This is a genomic window from Planococcus halocryophilus (genome assembly GCF_022489025.1).
In the GTDB taxonomy this organism is placed as follows: Bacteria; Bacillota; Bacilli; order Bacillales_A; family Planococcaceae; genus Planococcus; species Planococcus halocryophilus_A.
Window position 1 is genome coordinate 523,124 of sequence record NZ_JAKVTG010000001.1, and the last position, 18,811, is coordinate 541,934.

General features: G+C 36.1%; 21 protein-coding genes, 1 pseudogene and 1 other annotated feature. Of the genes and pseudogenes, 19 read left to right on the plus strand and 3 right to left on the minus strand.

Going from position 1 to position 18,811, the window contains the following annotated elements:
• The first annotated feature begins 77 nt into the window (after positions 1–77).
• The 12 genes from pyrH (at position 78) to MLE13_RS02595 (ending at position 8,008) form a co-directional block, all read left to right on the plus strand.
• Positions 78–821, plus strand: coding sequence for a UMP kinase (pyrH, locus tag MLE13_RS02540; RefSeq protein WP_240747865.1), 744 nt, complete (start codon positions 78–80; stop codon positions 819–821).
• Between the two features lie 28 nt (positions 822–849).
• Complete coding sequence (locus MLE13_RS02545) at positions 850–1,332, plus strand: GNAT family N-acetyltransferase (RefSeq protein WP_240747866.1); 483 nt, start codon at positions 850–852, stop codon at positions 1,330–1,332.
• 265 nt (positions 1,333–1,597) lie between these two features.
• A complete protein-coding gene (locus MLE13_RS02550) occupies positions 1,598–2,146 on the plus strand; it encodes a GNAT family N-acetyltransferase (protein ID WP_240747867.1) in 549 nt (182 codons plus the stop codon).
• Positions 2,147–2,267: 121 nt separating this feature from the next.
• Complete coding sequence (locus MLE13_RS02555; RefSeq protein WP_240747868.1) at positions 2,268–2,918, plus strand: uridine kinase family protein; 651 nt, start codon at positions 2,268–2,270, stop codon at positions 2,916–2,918.
• A gap of 66 nt (positions 2,919–2,984) precedes the next feature.
• Positions 2,985–3,518 carry a hypothetical protein gene (locus MLE13_RS02560; protein ID WP_240747869.1) on the plus strand — a complete coding sequence of 178 codons (534 nt, stop codon included), beginning with the start codon at positions 2,985–2,987 and terminating at the stop codon, positions 3,516–3,518.
• A gap of 334 nt (positions 3,519–3,852) precedes the next feature.
• Positions 3,853–4,317, plus strand: a complete 465-nt coding sequence (locus MLE13_RS02565; RefSeq protein ID WP_240747870.1) for an NUDIX domain-containing protein — start codon at positions 3,853–3,855, stop codon at positions 4,315–4,317.
• A gap of 44 nt (positions 4,318–4,361) precedes the next feature.
• Positions 4,362–4,859 (plus strand): NUDIX hydrolase, encoded by a 498-nt coding sequence (locus tag MLE13_RS02570; protein WP_240747871.1) that lies wholly within the window; start codon positions 4,362–4,364, stop codon positions 4,857–4,859.
• Between the two features lie 131 nt (positions 4,860–4,990).
• A complete protein-coding gene (locus MLE13_RS02575; protein WP_240747872.1) occupies positions 4,991–5,401 on the plus strand; it encodes an NUDIX hydrolase in 411 nt (136 codons plus the stop codon).
• A gap of 117 nt (positions 5,402–5,518) precedes the next feature.
• Positions 5,519–6,058, plus strand: coding sequence for a kinase (locus MLE13_RS02580; protein ID WP_240747873.1), 540 nt, complete (start codon positions 5,519–5,521; stop codon positions 6,056–6,058).
• 256 nt (positions 6,059–6,314) lie between these two features.
• Positions 6,315–6,716: a cytidine deaminase gene (locus MLE13_RS02585; RefSeq protein ID WP_240747874.1), complete on the plus strand. Its 402-nt coding sequence runs from the start codon at positions 6,315–6,317 to the stop codon at positions 6,714–6,716.
• A gap of 284 nt (positions 6,717–7,000) precedes the next feature.
• Entirely contained in the window at positions 7,001–7,750 is a 750-nt protein-coding gene (locus MLE13_RS02590; protein WP_240747875.1) for a hypothetical protein, read from the plus strand.
• Between the two features lie 84 nt (positions 7,751–7,834).
• Complete coding sequence (locus MLE13_RS02595) at positions 7,835–8,008, plus strand: hypothetical protein (protein WP_240747876.1); 174 nt, start codon at positions 7,835–7,837, stop codon at positions 8,006–8,008.
• 417 nt (positions 8,009–8,425) lie between these two features.
• Here the strand turns inward: MLE13_RS02595 and MLE13_RS02600 are convergent, their stop codons facing one another.
• On the minus strand, positions 8,426–8,671 hold the full coding sequence (locus MLE13_RS02600; RefSeq protein ID WP_240747877.1) for a hypothetical protein: 246 nt from the start codon (positions 8,669–8,671) through the stop codon (positions 8,426–8,428).
• A gap of 504 nt (positions 8,672–9,175) precedes the next feature.
• On the opposite strand from MLE13_RS02600, the gene MLE13_RS02605 reads away from it, so the two are divergent.
• The 5 genes and pseudogenes from MLE13_RS02605 (at position 9,176) to MLE13_RS02625 (ending at position 15,713) form a co-directional block, all read left to right on the plus strand.
• Positions 9,176–10,090 (plus strand): ABC transporter ATP-binding protein, encoded by a 915-nt coding sequence (locus MLE13_RS02605; RefSeq protein WP_240747878.1) that lies wholly within the window; start codon positions 9,176–9,178, stop codon positions 10,088–10,090.
• Between the two features lie 12 nt (positions 10,091–10,102).
• Positions 10,103–10,873 (plus strand): ABC transporter permease, encoded by a 771-nt coding sequence (locus tag MLE13_RS02610; RefSeq protein WP_240747879.1) that lies wholly within the window; start codon positions 10,103–10,105, stop codon positions 10,871–10,873.
• Between the two features lie 1,027 nt (positions 10,874–11,900).
• Positions 11,901–13,346 carry an NADP-dependent glyceraldehyde-3-phosphate dehydrogenase gene (locus MLE13_RS02615; RefSeq protein ID WP_240747880.1) on the plus strand — a complete coding sequence of 482 codons (1,446 nt, stop codon included), beginning with the start codon at positions 11,901–11,903 and terminating at the stop codon, positions 13,344–13,346.
• Between the two features lie 262 nt (positions 13,347–13,608).
• Positions 13,609–14,016 carry a VOC family protein gene (locus tag MLE13_RS02620; RefSeq protein ID WP_240747881.1) on the plus strand — a complete coding sequence of 136 codons (408 nt, stop codon included), beginning with the start codon at positions 13,609–13,611 and terminating at the stop codon, positions 14,014–14,016.
• A 155-nt stretch (positions 14,017–14,171) separates the two neighbouring features.
• Positions 14,172–14,430: a binding site (T-box leader), on the plus strand.
• A gap of 60 nt (positions 14,431–14,490) precedes the next feature.
• Positions 14,491–15,713, plus strand: a pseudogene (locus MLE13_RS02625) (MFS transporter).
• Between the two features lie 533 nt (positions 15,714–16,246).
• On the opposite strand, the gene MLE13_RS02630 reads toward MLE13_RS02625, so the two are convergent.
• Together MLE13_RS02630 and MLE13_RS02635 are read right to left on the minus strand one after the other, a co-directional pair.
• Entirely contained in the window at positions 16,247–16,687 is a 441-nt protein-coding gene (locus tag MLE13_RS02630; RefSeq protein ID WP_240747882.1) for a hypothetical protein, read from the minus strand.
• A gap of 272 nt (positions 16,688–16,959) precedes the next feature.
• A complete protein-coding gene (locus MLE13_RS02635; RefSeq protein WP_240747883.1) occupies positions 16,960–17,388 on the minus strand; it encodes a DUF4181 domain-containing protein in 429 nt (142 codons plus the stop codon).
• A gap of 190 nt (positions 17,389–17,578) precedes the next feature.
• Here MLE13_RS02635 and MLE13_RS02640 point away from each other — a divergent pair, with 190 nt between their 5' ends.
• Positions 17,579–18,040: a hypothetical protein gene (locus tag MLE13_RS02640; RefSeq protein WP_240747884.1), complete on the plus strand. Its 462-nt coding sequence runs from the start codon at positions 17,579–17,581 to the stop codon at positions 18,038–18,040.
• Positions 18,041–18,194: 154 nt separating this feature from the next.
• Positions 18,195–18,692 (plus strand): hypothetical protein, encoded by a 498-nt coding sequence (locus tag MLE13_RS02645; protein ID WP_240747885.1) that lies wholly within the window; start codon positions 18,195–18,197, stop codon positions 18,690–18,692.
• Positions 18,693–18,811: the final 119 nt, after the last annotated feature.

The following is an 18,811-nucleotide window of genomic DNA, read 5'->3' on the forward strand; positions in this document are numbered from 1 at the left end:
ACCCTTATACTAAGTATAGCAACTTAATGGAATCAATAGGCGAAATCAATCATGAATATAGACGAAAGGATCTGTGTATGAAAAAAATTAAACGAGTACTTATTAAATTAAGCGGTGGAGCGTTAGCCAGTAAAGAGGGAGGAAGTTTTGATCATCAGAAGCTGGAACATATAGCCGACGAAATCCTTTCAATTACGGACATGGATATTGAAGTGGCGATTGTAGTCGGTGGAGGAAATATTTTTCGTGGAAGTTTAGCAGATAAATGGAATATTGACCGAGTAGAAGCCGATAACATTGGGACATTAGGAACGATTATGAACAGCTTGATGCTGCGTGGAGTTTTAAAAAGTAAAACAGATAAGGAAGTCAGGGTCATGACGTCAATCCCGGTTCCGTCTGTTGCTGAACCGTATATTCAGTTAAGAGCAAAAAGACATTTGGAGAAAGGATCCATTGTCATTTTGGGTGGAGGAAATGGACAGCCTTTCGTAACGACTGATTATCCAAGCGTGCAGCGAGCAATAGAGACAAGTTGTGATGCTATTTTTGTCGCAAAGCAGGGAGTAGATGGCGTATTCAATCATGATCCAAATCAGTATGCAGACGCGAGAATGTATCGTACCTTAAACTACGATGATATCTTAAAAGAAAACATTAAGGTTATGGACCAGTCTGCGCTTCTTCTTGCAAAAGATTTCAATATTGCGGTCAATATCTTTAACTTTGATAAGCTAGGTGAAATGAAGAGAATCGTTGAAGGCGAACAGGTTGGAACTGTGGTTTCAACAGAACCCTCTGAATTTTACGTCTTGAGCTAGGCAATTTTGGGAACAATGAGTGCATGCGATGGATGAAAAAATGAGTTTAAACAAAATACAAGAAGAAATACGAATACATCAAATTACGAAGGGATTCGAAGAGGAAGCCAGAGAACTGATTTTAAAAGGATTAGAAGAACGCTTTGGTTTCATAGATCCCACGTACAATCCAGATTTAAAAGACATTTCATACAGCTATAGTCGAAGAGGAACTGTGTTTTTAGTGGGTATCTATAATGGCCGAATAATTTGTACAGGTGCTATTACTCATGAAGCACCAGGAGTAGGAAGAATTGAACGAATGTCTGTTTTGAAGGGATACAGAAGAATAGGCGTAGCGAAAATCATGATGTACCATTTAGAGTCATGGGCCAAGCAGGAAGGCTATCAGCAATTAGTTTTAGAAACAAATGGCACTTGGTATAGTGCAATCGAGTTCTATAAGAGCCAACAATATCATTTATACTTAGTTGATGGAGAATGCGACCACTTCTCTAAGAAACTGTTTTGAACCCTTACCTTTATTTAAAAGTAGCAAGTAATGGGACATGCAAACATTAAAGTTTACATATTCCGGATTAGCGGAATGAAGAAGCTCATGCTTGAGCTTCTTTTCTTTTTATTTACAAAAGGGTACTTTTACGAACAGTCAAATTCTAGTGCCATACAATTTAATATAGAACTTGGCTGGTTATTTTAAACATTAGCAATATTATTAAAATTTCTGTTTTTAATGGTAAAATAAAGAAATCTTATTGGATAGGAGAAAAAAAGAAATGGTAAATTTCGAAGCTGAAAGGGTCTATTTAAGAGAATTCATTGAAAGTGATTGGATAGGAGTACATAATTACGCATCGAAAGAACAAGTTTCTGAACATCAGACTTGGGAGCCAAATTCTAAGGAGGAGTCTAAAGAATTTGTGAATCAAGTTTTTGGTGATGCACAAAAAATGCCTAGAACAAGATTCACGTTTGCAATTGTTCATAAAGAAGATAAAACAATGATTGGTTCTGGAGAGATTAGTATTCGAAGTTTTGATAATAAAACAGGTGAAATTAGTTATATTTTAAACCCGAATTACTGGGGAAAGGGAATTGCTACAGAAGTTGCTAAAGTGGTCATTGAATTTGGATTTAGGGAACTAAATCTTCACCGGATTTATGCTACGTGTGCTCCTAAGAATGTTGGATCACAAAAAGTGTTAGAGAAGTCGGGCATGTCTTTTGAAGGGAGAATGAGAGAAACTTTATTACTTAAAGAAGGGTGGAGAGACTCTCTCCTTTACAGTGTGCTGGAGCATGAATGGCCAAGCCAGCAGGTATGATTCTCTCTTTAGTTTACATATCAGGAATTGTCGGCATTGGCCAATACTCAACCAAAAGTTGTATAGGATGAAAGAAATGAAATAAGTCCAGCAAAGTTAAAGTAGAAGAAGGGGAAGAATTATGGATAAGTTTACACAAGAACTAGCAAATACAATTAAAGTGACAGACAAAAAACTCATTATTGGAGTATCTGGCCATGGTGCTGCTGGAAAAACTACGTTTACAAACAGGCTCATAAACCTGTTGGGTAAAAAAGAAATCAATTATGTAAACACAGATCCATATATTATAGATTCAGGGGTCCGTAATCATGCAACAATCGATTATATATACCAAAACGAAAACCATAGGTATAAAATGACAGCTTGTCACCCTTCTGCACATCATTTATCTTCTTTGGAAAGAGACGTTCAGATGGTTAGAGAAGGTTTGAATTTCTGCACGATAGATACACACTACATGAGAAGTAAATTGATTTCTTCTGAAAAAAACATAACAATTGTCGAAGGGATGAGCGTCGCTTTTCTTGATTCGGCCTTATTTGATTTAACGATTTATTTCTATACCGATGGAGAAACGGAGTTAAGGAGAAGATCTACTCGTGATATTGATGAAAGAGGAAGAAAAATAAACGAGCTTCGGCAGTCTCACGAAGAACGGCGCATTCAGTATGAAGTTTTTATGCATCCATATAGTCAAAACTTCGATGTTGTTGTCAAAATGGTTAATGAACAGGTTATCTTTGAGAAAGTTAGTTTTGATATTAAGTAAAAACAATCAAATGTTAGTATACATATCATGAGCTGTCAGAAGTGACTAGAAATAGAGGTTGAGTAGATGGGAAAAATGAAGAGACCGATTGTGATTGCCATTGCTAGTATTTCAGGTGGTGGAAAAACAACCATTGTTGAGAGATTGAATGAAGAATTACCAAATTCTGAAGCGCTTTACTTTGATGAGTATGATTTGGAAGGCCCTGAAAATGTAATAGATTGGTTGAATCGCGGAAATGATTATAATGAATGGAATCTTACTCCATTTGTTAAAGACTTAGAAAATTTATTGTTTCAATCACTCGATTACATTGTGTTGGATTTTCCGTTTTCCTACCAACATGTTCAAACTCATTCTTTCATTAATTTTTCCGTTTTTATTGATACGCCATTGGATATTGCACTGGCACGTCGAATAATTAGGGACTTTCAAGACAACTCTGCAGAAAATATCGTTGAAGCGATGAAACACTATAACTCGTTCGGGAGACAGGCTTATCTGGAAATGCTTTATACAATTAAGCCTAGTGCTGACTTCGTTGTAGATGGATCTTTGCCGGTTGCTAAAATAGTAAGTTTAATATCAAAAAAGGTGTAAAGGTGTAAAGGAATCTCCTGTATAAAACTTAGTTTACATATTCCGGATTATCAGAAGTAGATGCAGTTATTCTAATAGTAAAATTAAAGGGGAATGCAGTGCTGATTAGCAATGCTTTTCTCCTTTTGTCTATGTAAGTGTCCTTTTACAAACGCTTTAATTCTAAAGAAAGAATATTCGGCCTATCTTCATTTTTATGGAAATTAATGTTAATCTAATATGGATGGTAGTCAGAATTGATTGCAAATTAGATGCAGTTATTTCCATTCAAAAGAATGGATAAAGATAGTTAGAAAAAATTGTAGTTGAAATTGATAATAAAGGAGGGAAGCAAATGTCGATTCGAAATTCTGCTAAAGCGATAATTATTAAGGACTCCAGGGTTTTGCTTACAAAAAATGTAGATGAAGAAGGTCACTTTTATCTTTTTCCTGGTGGGGGACAAGATCATGGAGAAGTTTTGTTCAATACCGTAAAAAGAGAGTGTATTGAAGAAATTGGTGAAAACGTGGAAGTGAAAGACCTTCTTCACATTCGAGAATATATAGGGAAAAATCATGAACATGCGCACTTTGACAGCCACGTTCATCAAATCGAATATTATTTTGTATGTCATATTAGCACTGAACAAAATGGTTCTTCTGTTCCTTCTAATCCTGACTCCCATCAAGTAGGAATTGAATGGATACCGATACAAGATTTGATGGACTATCGCATCTACCCCAAAGGGATTCGCAACTATATTCAAGAGTATGAAAACAAAAAAAGAAATCCTGTTTATCTAGGCGATATAAATTAAGTGAGGTTGGAATCTTTTACTTTATTAAAAGGGAGACTCGATATATGACCACATCGTATGTGAAGTGGGGAGAAGCCACGGTTAAATTAACTTGGAAAGTGAATAATTTCCTTCCTGATTATCGGTTAATAACCAGTGTGCATGGCTTTTGTTTTTATGAAGATCAATTGCTCTTAGTCGAGTTGAATCATCGCGGATGGGATTTCCCTGGAGGGCATATCGAAGAGAACGAAACCCCGGAGGATTGTTTTCAAAGAGAAGCGATGGAAGAGGGATATGTTTCAGGAAGCTCTCAACTACTAGGGTATATTGTGGTCGATCACTCAGAAAATTTAGTTTGGGATGAAAATGGAAAATACCCTAAGGTCGGGTACCAGGTATTTTATCGGATGGATATCGAGACATTGCATCCCTTTGAAGCGGAATATGAATCCGCACAAAGAATATTCATTCCGCTTAATGAGATTGTTGCTCACTACCCGAAATGGAATGAGCTTTATCAAGCGATTCTTCTGGAAGCTGCTGATTTGAAAACGAGATAGACTAGGAAAGTAAATGTAATTTAAATCATGAAAATTGAATTCAAACTTGAATAATGGTGCTTACTATAAATTTAATACATATTAAGAAAATTAAAAGAAAGAAGGAGAGAAATAGAATCAAGGAGGTGGAAATGACGAGAGACCGAGCATCAGTGTTACTTATTAAAAATAATAAAATCGGACTTATTAAAAGAGTTAAAGAAGAGGCCGTTTACTATGTCTTTCCTGGTGGTGGAATAGAAGAAGGCGAAACCCCAGAAATAGCAGCAAAACGAGAAGCTCTAGAGGAAGTCGGAGTTGAAGTTAAGATTCACGAATGCTTGGCTAAAGTGAAATTCAATGGAATCCAGTATTTTTTCCTAGCCGAAATAATACAAGGAACTTTCGGTGCCGGCAAAGGTGAAGAGTATACCGATGAACAACGAAACAGAGGAACGTACTTGCCCATCTGGATTGAAATAGAGAATCTAAATTCCATCAATGTTAAGCCAAAAGAATTGGTTATTAAAATACAGAGTTTGTTAAACCAAAAGCATTCATAGTGAGTTCTCTTTTTTTAATCAAGTGCTACATTTATCTTTTCTTTTCTAAGTAAAAAGAAACCCTTCCATTTGGGAAGGCGAGATTCGATGTATTATTAAACACAGGCATTTATCCGCATGAATAATTTAGCAATTAGCTCTTGGAAAGGTGTGTTTATAATAAAAACAAAGCTCATTATTTTACGTGGAAATTCGGGGAGTGGCAAAACAACTATAGCGAAAAGGCTGCAAAACCATTTTGGAGAAGGGACTCTTCTGGTTTCTCAAGATACGGTCCGACGAGAGATGTTGATGGTTCGGGATCGAGAAGGAAACATTTCGCAAGATTTAATCAAGCAAATTACCGAATACGGCAAAGGGAAATGTAAGTTTGTCATTTTGGAAGGAATTTTTGTGAAGCAACGTTACAAGGCAATGTTGGAAGATTTGATTCATTTTTATGAAGGAAATGCCTATATCTATTATTTTGATTTATCTTTTGAGAATACAGTCGCACGTCATAATTCACGGCCTCAGGCAGAAGAGTTTGGGGAAGATTTATTAAGGTTTTGGTGGAGTCCCGACGATCAGCTTGGCTTAGCGGAGGAAAAGCTATTGACTGAAGAGATGACTCAAAAAGATATACTAAACTTAATTTGTATTCAGCTAGCAGTGTAAATCTCAATTTTTCGTTATTTAACTTAGGTTTACACATCGAACTCTATAGGAAGTCCATAAAAGTAAACTGGAGAAGATGCTGGTCCTAAGCATCTTCTTTTTTCGTTCATGTAGGTGTACTTTTACGAACGGTTATTTGCACTTTTCATTCTGTTCGATGAAAAAAATAAAAATATTTTCTATGATAAAATTGGTATTAAGTAGATTTTCAAGAAAAGTGTATCCTTGCAAATAAGTAACCTATTAGGAGGACAAAATGAATATAGAAAAAAGACTGTATGAAGAAGCAAAAGAACTTATACGAAAAAGATTTCCTACTGGCTGGGGAGGAGCTTCAGCAATGTATACCAAAGACGGGACTGTATTGACGAGCATTGCTCCGGAAGTTATTAATGCTTCTACAGAATTGTGTATTGAAACGGGGGCTATATTAGAAGCACATAAAATCAATAGTCCGGTAACACATTCTATTTGTGTGGTTCGTGAAGACGAAGAAGCCGAGTATGTCATACTCAGTCCATGCGGAGTTTGCCAAGAGCGTTTGTTTTACTGGGGAGAAGATGTGCAAGCTGCAATTACCAATTCTGACAACAGCCTGGTCTACAAAACATTGAAAGAACTACAGCCTCATCATTGGTTTAACGCATATAAAGAATAACCTGGGAATAAACACGATCTACACCAGCAGGCCTTAAAGGGGCAAGTTATATTTAGCACGATCTAATTATTAATCAGTTCACATATCAACAATTTAAGAAAGAGGAGGAGCTCGAGCCATAGGCAGAGCTTCTTCTCTTTCTTGTTCAGAAAACGTATTTTTAACTAACGGTTCCTTTCTGAAAAAAACCAAATTATGTTAAAATTAATGTAAGAGTATTTACACTACTTAAGAATCATTTTTAGATAGTCAAAGAGAATATTTAAAAAGAAGGAGGTTAATAAATGAAGCATATTTTTGCTTTTGAAAATATAGGAGAATATGAAAAGCACCAGGATATTATTCAGCTTTTTAGCGAACGGTTAAATGAGTACCAATTGCTTTTAGAAGAAAAGTATTCCTTAGTAGACAAACCAAAAGGCGTTGTTTGGACTTCAGCAGAAGTAGCAACATCTATTTTTTCTGAACTTCCGATTCCCGCATTTACGAATAAAGATACAATTTACATAACGCCAGATGTAGAAGCTTGGAGAAAGCTATTTATCCAGCAATTGGATGGCAAAGATCTTCCTCTTATTGAGCGTTTTTACGAACAGCTTTCTGAGAATCACGTACTTACAATATTAGGCCACGAATTAACGCATCACTCAGATTTATTTTTAGATGATTTTGGAGATGAACGAGAAGACGGCATTTGGTTCGAAGAGGGCATGTGTGATTACTTGTCGAGGAAGTTCCTCTTAACTGCGGATGAATTTGAGACAATAGCAGCAATCGAAAAAGAATTAGTAAACGTATTTACTGAAGCATATGGGGATCGGTCCCTTGATGAATTTGGAAGCAACTCCTACACAGCCAGTTTGTCCAGCATCATGTTTGATTACTGGCGAAGTTTTCTTTCCATAAAGTATCTTGTGGAAGATCTTTATGAAAATAACATCCAGGTAGTTTTTGAAGAATATTATAAGTGGGATAGAGAGGGACGTATGCTCTCTCTAACGGAACATTTTAGATTAGACAAGGTATCGATATAGAACAAGGTAGTAAGCAGAACTGGGGAAATGAATGTAACTTAAGTGCAGATAAGTTACATTCAAAATACTTATAGGAGGTAGAAAATGGGGAAGCTACTAACATGTATGTTTATAGGCTTGATATTCTTAACTACAGGAATTTATGTATCTACTTTATTAACTACAACATGGATTATAGTTGGCATAATTCTTGCAGTACTGGGTGGAATATTAATGGGCAGTAGTTCTTTGTTTTTACCTAAGCCCGTTAAAAAATAAGTTTGATAGAGATCTTTTACTGAATCCGAATGTAACTTAATGTGAATTAAGTTACATTCAAAATAGGAGTTCAAGCAAAGTTATCAGAAAAGGGGATATCGGTTATGAAGTTGGCATGGGCAATATATTTAGTCGGATTAGTGCTCGTAATAATATATTTCAATACGGGCTCCACGGTAGCTTTTGTAATAAGGTTTGGACTGCAGCTTATAGGGTTTATCATTCAAACGATTAATAAAAAGAAAGCTAATAAAAAAATCAATATGAGTTAATAAATGATTGGCGAGTAGAGGTCCTGAATGTAACTTATTAGCAAGTAAGTTACATTCAATCATTAGTACTCTTCGCTTAAAAATTCTTCGCTGTATTTCTGTAACTCCTCTTTAATTTCTTTGAGGAAGTCCTCAATAAGTTCTCTCATAATTTTGCTCCCAAGTACGTTTTCGAAACAGGTAAACCTAACAAACTTCGCTGGCATTCCCAAATTGCAATAACATGCAACTTAAGGAGTTCACCAGTTGGGTTAATCTCATCTGTTATGCCTATAGAAATAGTAGAGCAATAGCCGGGTTTAGAGTGGTCAGAACCATTAATATCAAAGCCAGCCTCAAACACAAGGCTTCTATTATAGAAGATGGATTTGTTTTCTTTTAATAGAACCATACTGTGTACTTCTAAGGCCGATTCTATCGGCTGTATCTTTGCCTTTAACTCCTGGTTAAAATCCTTCTACTAGTATTTCATAATAAAATCACTGTCTTTGGAAATTAGGATAATTTCTTGTTTCTCTCGTGCAGCTTGTGACACCTGAGCGCTGTATGCCCGGATTTTAGATATTTTATGATATTATAAGTTGGCTGCCTGAAACGATTCAAGCGCTCAGCGATGATTGAAATGTGCATATTTAGGTGGTGGTAGGATTCTATCATCACCAGTTCTTTCGTGTTAAGATGGGTTTAGGTCATTCGCGATCACTCTGATGTTTTTCTTTGGTCGGAAAACACATTGTGAGGTACCCGAATGACTTTTTCAGTTGTCTAGCTTAATTTCACAATCGGCGCATTTTAAAAATGTATACATAAAGCTTTACGAATATGAGGGAGCGGCATACTGGCAATTAGGTATTTAAATACAACTAATTAAAAAGATAGTTAGGAGATAAAGTGAATGACATATGCATTAGAAATAAACGACTTGAAAAAGGTCTATTCTGGCGGCGTTGAGGCTTTGCGTGGCATCGATTTGAAAGTAGAAGAAGGAGACTTTTACGCTCTCTTAGGTCCTAACGGTGCTGGGAAATCTACGACCATTGGAATTGTGACATCTCTTATCAATAAGACATCAGGAAATGTCAAAGTCTTCGGCTATGATATGGACACGCAGTTAATGCAGGCGAAGCTACAGATTGGTCTGGTCCCCCAAGAGTTCAACTTCAGTCCTTTTGAAACGGTCCAACAGATTGTCGTGAACCAGGCAGGTTATTACGGTGTGTCAAGGAAGGAAGCATTAGAGCGCAGCGAAAAGTACTTGAAGCAGTCTGATTTATGGGAGAAAAAAAATGTTCAGGCACGGATGCTTTCCGGAGGGATGAAACGTCGACTGATGATTTCACGCGCCTTAATGCATGAACCACGTCTACTTATTCTTGATGAGCCGACGGCGGGTGTGGACATTGAATTGAGACGAGAGATGTGGACGTTTCTGAAAGAGTTGAATGATAATGGTACGACGATAATTTTGACAACACATTATTTGGAAGAAGCGGAGATGTTATGTCGCAATATTGGTATCATTCAAAAGGGGCAACTGATTGAGGATACAAGTATGAAATCATTGCTTGCTAAGCTTCAGTTTGAAACAATTATTTTAGATATTGAATCTTCAGGACAAATGCCAGTGATTAAAGGCTATGAGAGTGAACTTATGGATGAAGGATCTCTTTCTGTGGAAGTAGGGCGTGATCAAGGTATTAACGAACTGTTTAACCAATTGACCGAACAAGGGATTAAAGTATTGTCGATGCGTAATAAGTCCAATCGATTAGAAGAATTATTTTTAAAACTTACAGAAGAAACTGCTTAATGGAGGATTCACATGTTTAAACTATATTTAACAGCATTAAAGGGTTTGGCGGTCAAAGAAACGAACCGTTATCTTAGAATTTGGATCCAAACATTGGTTCCTCCTGTAATTACAACTTCCTTATACTTTATCATCTTTGGAAATTTGATTGGTAAAAGGATTGGTGAAATGGGAGGATTTTCCTACATGGAATTTATTGTCCCAGGATTGATTATGATGTCAGTCATTACGAGTTCCTACTCGAATGTTTCGTCATCATTTTTCTCCCAAAAGTTTCAAAAGAATATTGAAGAACTATTGGTCGCGCCCGTCCCGACACATATTATTATTTGGGGCTTTGTGATTGGTGGACTAGGAAGAAGTACTCTAGTGGGGATACTGGTCACGATTATTTCGTTACTTTTTGTTCCGCTGCAAGTCTATTCTTGGAGTATTGTCATATTAACGTTTTTAATGACGTCTATTTTGTTCTCTTTGGCAGGTCTGTTGAACGGTATTTTTGCAAGATCATTTGACGATGTGTCTATCGTTCCTACTTTTGTTCTTCAGCCATTGACTTACCTAGGTGGCGTATTCTTTGCCATCTCTATGTTGCCACCATTTTGGCAGATTGTATCACAGTTTAACCCGATTGTTTACATGATTTCTGGATTCCGATTCGGGATCCTCGGTGTAATCGATGTACCAATTCTATTCTCTGTTCTCATTTCGATTATTTTTGTGATTTCACTTTATAGTTTAAATTGGTATTTGATTGAAAAAGGCCGTGGACTGAGAAGTTAATATCTATTTTTATTAATTTAATGAATACTTTACTCTAGTATTTTATCTAAAGGTCGATAGAGTACTAGAGCCGAGCTAGCTAATATAACAAAAACTCTTTTATTATCCTTACATTTTCATAGGATCGGTTAAACTATGTATGTAGAGCAGAATCAGTTTTACAAGAAGAAAACCAACTTTATAAAGATAGTCTAGTTTGCATATGACTATTTATCAGAAGAAACTCAGCGATGAGTTTCTTCTTTTCTTTTGTTCACTAAAGTGTACTTTTACAAAAGGTTCTCTAATTGAATATCTGAATTTTGTAGAGTGAATCTTGGCTTAGTAAATTCTTCTAACCATAGTTTGATTGCTTGAAAAAATGTGAATTGGCATATGGTTTGATCTATCTATGATTCAAATATGCCTAAAAGTATACTTGAACTTTTTGTTAATATAGAGCGTTATTAATTACTTATTAGATTGAGTTAGGTAACTTTTGTAGCTTTTACTCTAGATTAATCATAAATAGTCAAAATTTTTTAAAAATAAATTCGGTTTAATTTAGGTCTTGTTCATTATTTCACATGCCATCTGAAGTAGTTTACTGTTTAAAAAAATAGAAAAGTTATGGCAAAATTAAAAATTAAAATTGATTTAGTGCATACTCATTTCTTAAGCTAAGGTTCCATTGAAAGTTGTATTGTTACCTCTGTATGATAGCGTTTTCTTTATTAGTCTTTAAGCTTATTTTGATACTGAAGATAAAAAAAACAGCAAAAATATATAGGTATAAAATGTAGAACCGTCAAATTTACGTCTGTAAGCCGTATCTTTACAAGTAGTATTTTTTCTTATTAATACTTTTGAAAGTCCGGAAAAATAATTATATAGATATAAAGAAAAAACCCTTAGATGAATAAAATAAGCATCCATGTCGGCAATTCGTGGTTCAATAAAACCTTGCCTGAAAGAGTTTTCATATGGTTTAATGGGTAACATTAATCTTTTGCAGATTAAATATATAGAGACGGAGTGTGAAGAGAATATGATAGTACGCCAAGCTGAAAGTTTGTTTTATACTTTATTGAATAATGAATGGATGGGAAGCAGTAGTGGAGAAACTGTACAAATCTATTCTCCGGATGATCATGAAGTAGTAGGTGAAGTTCCTGCCTTGAGTCAGGAAGAAGTCGCTGTGGCAATTCAAAAAACAGCAGATGCTCAGGAAATGTGGGCAGCAAAAGAAGTTTATGAGCGCTCTGCACTTCTTCATCGCTGGGCAGAAGAGTTAGAAAAAATGACCGATGAAATCGGTGAAATGATTCACAAAGAAGTAGGGAAGACATTTTCGGCAGGGAAAAGTGAAGTTGAACGTACTGCGCAACTGATTCGCTATACGGCAGAAGAAGGTCTTCGTACACACGGAAGCTTTATCCAAGGAGATGCTTTTCCTGGGGCTACGAAGAAGACAAAAGCCATCGTACAAAAAGTTCCTCATGGCGTGGTGCTGGCCATATCGCCATTCAACTATCCAGTAAATCTAGCCGCTTCTAAAATCGCGCCCGCGCTTATTACAGGCAATACCGTGATCTTTAAGCCTGCTACTCAGGGGGCAATTAGTGGACTGTTGATGATAAAAGCCCTAGTAAAAGCTGGCCTGCCAGAAGGCGTCGTAAACGTAGTAACGGGACGAGGTTCTGTTATCGGTGATTTCATCGTTTCTCATCCCCTTATCAATATGATTACGTTTACTGGGGGAACAGCAACGGGGCAGCATATCGCCAAAAAAGCATCTATGATTCCCGTCGTGCTTGAGCTGGGTGGTAAAGACTCTGCAATTGTATTAGAAGACGCGGATTTAGATAAAGCCGCAAAAGAAATCGTTAGCGGAGCACTTAGCTATTCAGGACAACGCTGTACAGCTATAAAGCGTGTGATGGTGGTCAATAGCGTCGCAGATGAGCTTATTGGGAAGGTAAAAGAACTTGTGTCCAAACTGACAGTAGGGAAATCCCATGAAGATGCGAGTGTGACGCCTTTAATCGATCAAAAATCAGCGGATTTTGTGACTAGTCTGATTGAAGATGCCCAAACTAAAGGAGCTACTGTCATACTGGAAGGCATTAAGGAAAAGAACCTTCTGGGTCCAACTCTTCTTGACCATGTTACAGAAGAGATGGCTGTCGCTTGGGAAGAGCAGTTTGGACCGGTGTTACCATTTATACGAGTTGAGAATGAACTTGAAGCAATTGCGCTCGAAAAGCGGAACCAGTATGGTTTGCAAGCTAGTGTCTTCACTCGTAATCTGGAGAACGCCTTCGCAATTTCAGATAAGCTGAATGTAGGGACTGTCCAGGTGAACGGCAAAACATCACGAGGACCAGATCATTTTCCGTTCTTAGGAGTGAAAAACTCCGGACAAGGTGTGCAGGGAATTGGTAGAAGCATTGATTCTATGTTGCGCGATAAGATGCTCGTTCTAAATCTTTAAATGGCTAATGAATTTATACTGATTAACAATAATTATCGGTATTATTTTCAGAATTTTCATTATAATAAGGAGCGGACCCCACAAGGTCAGCTCGTTTTCTTGTGCTTAGAGCACTTACACTTTTGAACAAGGTATTCCTTCCATCTACAAACACATGCTTTATGTGATCGCTAGTAGAAATTCTTTGTCATTTTGCAGGTTTTTTTCAAAATTACTCGAATACAGTAGGGGTTCCTACTATATTTAGAATGGAGGAGTAGCAGTGACCTTAAAAGCAAAAGAGATCTATGTCAATTTGTCTGTGAAAGATTTGAACAAGTCCGTGGAATTTTTCAAGCAACTAGGATTTGATTTTCATCCCGAGATGACAGATGAAAATGCGACCTGCATGATTGTTGGCGATAATATTTTTGTAATGTTATTAACAGAACCATTTTTTAAAACCTTTACCAACAAAGCTCTAGGAGATTCGACGAAAACAACAGAAGTCATTGTGGCTATTTCCGTAGATAGCCGAAAAGATGTTAACGACATGGTAAACAAAGCATTAGAAGCAGGCGGATCAACATCGAATGACCCTATGGACAATGAGTATATGTATGCTTGGAGTTTTCAAGACATTGATGGTCATCTGTGGGAAGTCATGGCAATGCCAGAAAAAAAGGATTAAAATACAAACTAAACGCAACACCGAAAGCATTCAGGGTCATCCTGAATGCTTTTTTTTGTATTTAAACATATCCACGTAGTGAGTGTATTACTTGTCAAAATATTGTTATTTACTCGATTTGTTAAGTTGTGATAATATTTATGAAATTATAAAAATGAAAAGCGTTGAAGAGAACAGTAGATAACTAAAGACTTTTTCTAGAGAGTTCCGATTGGTGGAAAGGAGTAGAAGTCCGTTATTGAAACAAGACTCTGAGCATCACAGTGGAACCTGATTTTGGGGGATGTTGGGACGGAAGCTCCCGTTACAGAGCTGAGGTATTCGTCTTTTTAAAGGCTGTACCAAATAAGGTTCATACGGTGACGTAGGAACAAACAGGGGTGACACCACGATTTTAGTAATCTCGTCCCCAAGACAATTGTCTTGGGGGTGGGATTTTTTTGTTTGGCTAAAATGCAGTGGGGAGAGGTTACGATGAAAAACTGGAAGTATTCTTTATTATTGTTAAGTGGTATTGGTATTTCAAATATAGGCAGCTGGGTTTATCTGATTGCCTTGAATTTAACTATTCTAAATGAAACGGGTTCTCCTCTTGCAATCGCTTTGCTATACATTTTGGGGCCGATCGCCACTGTTTGTTCGAACTCATGGGTAGGGAGCCTGATTGATCGTATTAATACAAGGAAATTTATGATTGGGTTAGATATTTCACGCGCATTCTGTATTGCATTAATCCCTGTTCTTCCTTCATTGTTCTATGTATATGTCATCGTATTTATCATAATATCGGAAGTGCCATGTTTGAACCCACGTCAATGGTGTATATGACTAAACTCATACCAGAGAAGGACCGTCAACGATTCAATGCGTTAAGAAGCTTTATCAATTCGTGTGGAACATTAATCGGTCCTTCAATAGCGGGTCTATTATTTTGGATGGGCACACCTTATATGGCCATCTATATAAACTCAGTGGCTTTGATGTTGTCAGCTTTCATCATCCTGTTGTTGCCGAGTGTAGATTCGCAATCAGTTTCATCTGAAACGGAAAAGCTTTCTTGGAAGATGATAAAAGATGACTTTCAAGTAGTCTACAAGTTCAGTCATACTCATACGTTTATATTAAAAGTTTATCTTCTTTTTGTGGGAATGACGATATTTATGACGGCGCTGGATTCATTGGAAGCAGCTTTTGCGAAAGAAGTTATTGGAATATCCGACACTAAATATGGGATTTTGCTAAGTGTTTTTGGAACGGGAATTATTTTGGGTTCACTTATAAACACCATTTTTTCCAAACAATTAGCAGTCAACTTACTAATAGGCGCAGGATCTATTTTTACGACAATCGGTTATATCGCTCTTTACAGTTCGCAAGGTTTTACGAGTGCTGCCATTGGAACTTTTCTGATTGGATTTGCCATTACGTTTGCCAATACCGGTTATTTGACGTTCTATCAGAACAACGTGCCGGTAAACATAATGGGAAGGTTTAGCAGTTTATTCAGTATGGTAGAAGCAATATTTATCATCATTCTAACTGTAATAATTGGTTTGGCAGCAGAATTGACTTCCATACGACCTGTAGGCTTAATCGGCTCGTTTACTTTCTTAGTGCTGGGGATTATAGCATTTCAGACAGTAATGACCAAAAAGAGAAAAGTGCATTTTGAAGAAAAATTGACTTTAAACAATTAACTTTTCGGGGAAGTGATGATATGGGACGTTAAAAAAATTTGCACAAACTATTTTTCGGGAAATACGATTAATTGGCAGTGGAATTAGGTTATCCGAATTTGTGCATTGCTATAGAAAATACTTTCGGTATCTATAAAATAGAAGGAGATACTTGGTACTCTGCGACACAGATCACCGATAAAAAATGGGCTGTTTAGAATGATGACGAGACTGAACCACCTTATGCTTTTCAATTGTTTTCATCTTGAAATAAAGCAATTAAAAAGGTTATTTGAGGAAAGTGGATTACTAGAAAATCACTAGAGGAATGTGGGGTTTGAAGAAGGTGAAGATGTGTTTTTGAAAGAACTTGACAGAGAGAAAATAAAAATTCAGATGAATCTTAATACTACTTCAGTTGCGTTCAAACCATTGATGTCATAAGAGTCGAAAGGTAAAGTGGAGGATGGATTTAGTTTGCATATCTTGGATTATTGGAAGAGAAAAAGCGATTGTCAGCTTTTTCTCTTTTTAATGTCTGGGAAATTAAAAAGCTACTTTTGATTGTTTATAAATTCAATGGGCCTATCTTTATCTAATTCAAGGGCTAAAGTTTGCAGATGACGTATTTGATCAGTATCAGTAATACTGTAATCAGTCTCACTAATCAATGCATTGTACTCACTAAAGTCTTTGTCACTTTCAGTCACTACAAATAGTATTTCTAAATCTTCATTTTCCTTTTCAAAACGAACAACTAAGTTGTCCTCATCTAACTCATAGCTGCCTTCACCATAGATAGGACTAGTTACTCGTTTGCCCTCTAAAAACTCTAACGTCATAATAGAGCTATATTTATTTGGATTATCTAAATCCTCTTGAAGGACTGGCATATATGCAACATTAAAAGTTTGTCCAACTAATTCATCGCTATTGTTACAACCTGAAATTATAAATACAGATAAGAGTAACAAAAAAGCAAAATACTTATTCATAACGAGCAACCCCTTTACTTTAATAGATTATATTTAGTATATAATTACTTGTTCTTTCGACTCTTCTATATTTGTTGCTACGTGTAAATACGATTTACCAGAGCATTAGACCTGATAAGTGATTTGGAGTGTTCTTTCGTAACTAACTAGTATTAAATGTTCTCAATAAATTCAGTCATTAATGAAGAGGAATCTACTGGCTACATGGCATTGGCAGCAAAAGATCTGAGTTCAACTGATCCTACTTATTCATCCCTTAGTAAAAGACCAAATTAGAAAATACCGAAAAAATCAGTCGCAAATAATAAAGTAAGAAGTAAGATTATAAAAAATAATTGGCTAGCTGTATAAATATAAGCGTTGGGATTTTTGGCGTATTTCCGTTCCATGATTGCTCTTGCTATCTCAGTTGTAAACACAAGCCCAAACAATAAAAACCAAGGCTCTAAGAACAAGTATGATTTCTCTGGAAGTCTTGGTATGTTAATGAAATATCCTAATACCATTAAAGCGATAAAGAAAATCCTAATACTCCAGTCGATTTTCTTGTGTTGATCATTTACATGGTTATGAGAGAATGCTTTCGGTTTTTCGACTCTTAACCACCTTCGCAAAACGCCATTAAATAAAGTCGTTAATACGATAAAAATGGTCAGTAAGAAAAATAAATTTAACCAGAACGATGATTCAACTCCATACATGAAATGTCCTCCCTTGTTATTTCATTAGCTATAATAACTATACCGATCAACTTCCAATAAAGTTTCATTTTTTCAAAAAAGAGGAACTAGAGTTTTTTTCGTTGGTACAGTATGCAACTAATAATCAATTAAGATGCAATCAAAATACTGAATACTTTATAGGTCGTCTTAACGAAAGGAAGTCGAAAAAATGTCGGAAATTACTTTCCTAGCATCCTCAAAACCATTTGAAATTCCGGAAGAAATTCAAGAATATAATCAGCGCAGAGAATTTGAAAATGAAGAGGACTATATGTTCTTTTCGGTCCGTGAAGCATCTAAGGATTGGTTGCAAGAAGTTGAGCCGCTATTCTCAATGCCATATATTTACGAAGCAGAAGGGGTAGGAAACGGTCTATTTCTAACATACCTTGAAAAATATATGGAAACCGGAGATCTGCTAGAGGTTTATAGAGTACCAAATCAACACATCTTCCCGAGTTACAAAAAGAAAGTACAGAACGAGCCGGAACTGATTAAAGTGAATACAGAAAGCTACATATATCGAGATGCATATGGCTTGTATCAGTTAAAACCAACAAATTGGGTAGAAGAACTTAGCCATCAAAATTACATTGCTCAAAATAGTATAACTACCTTTGTTAAATATTAATTGCTTCTAATGTGAAATAACCAAAGACTAGTTAAGTTACTTTCGAAAGCCCTCCATTCCTGGAAGGCTTTTCTTTCTGTCCAATTTTTTAAGTTCACTCTGTAACTAATAATTGCATTTCGCGTCTAAAGTTGAAATGAGGTGGGCTAAGAAGATGAACTCTAAATTAATAATGATAATTATATTCATTATTTTTGTACTAGCTGGTTGTTTTCAAGAAAATGAAACTACAAATAATGAGGGAAATATGAGTAGCTCAGTGGATAATGTAAAACATACAAAACAAAAACCACCTCAATTAATAATTGAGGTAAATGAAAAAGAGTTTTCTGCTACTTTAGGTAGTTATTCTTGGAGTTACTTTGATCAAGAAGAAAATTCTATGCTTGGGATAGAGACAGAGACTATTGGTGTTTCTGAATTAATTGGTGATCGAAAGGGAGTGACCGTAAATTCAGGTGCATCTATTAAGTACAAGTTTGAAGAAGAGCCGATCTCTTACCGAGTAAACAGTTGGGATTCTACAGAAAATCTAAAAGAGCCTTTCAAAGATGTAGTACTGGATGGGCAAAATGGGAGGATAATCTATGAAGTTGTTGCCACTTGGGAACAAGGAACAGGACATTATTTTTTTTCATTAACTATTGAGTAGATTTTCCAGCATAATTAGAGTCCAGATCAAAATTCTTTTTTTGTATGGAACTTATTTTGAATTAAGTTACATTTACCACTGCTATTTCAAAAGAGTTGATAGTACTACAAAGAAAGAAG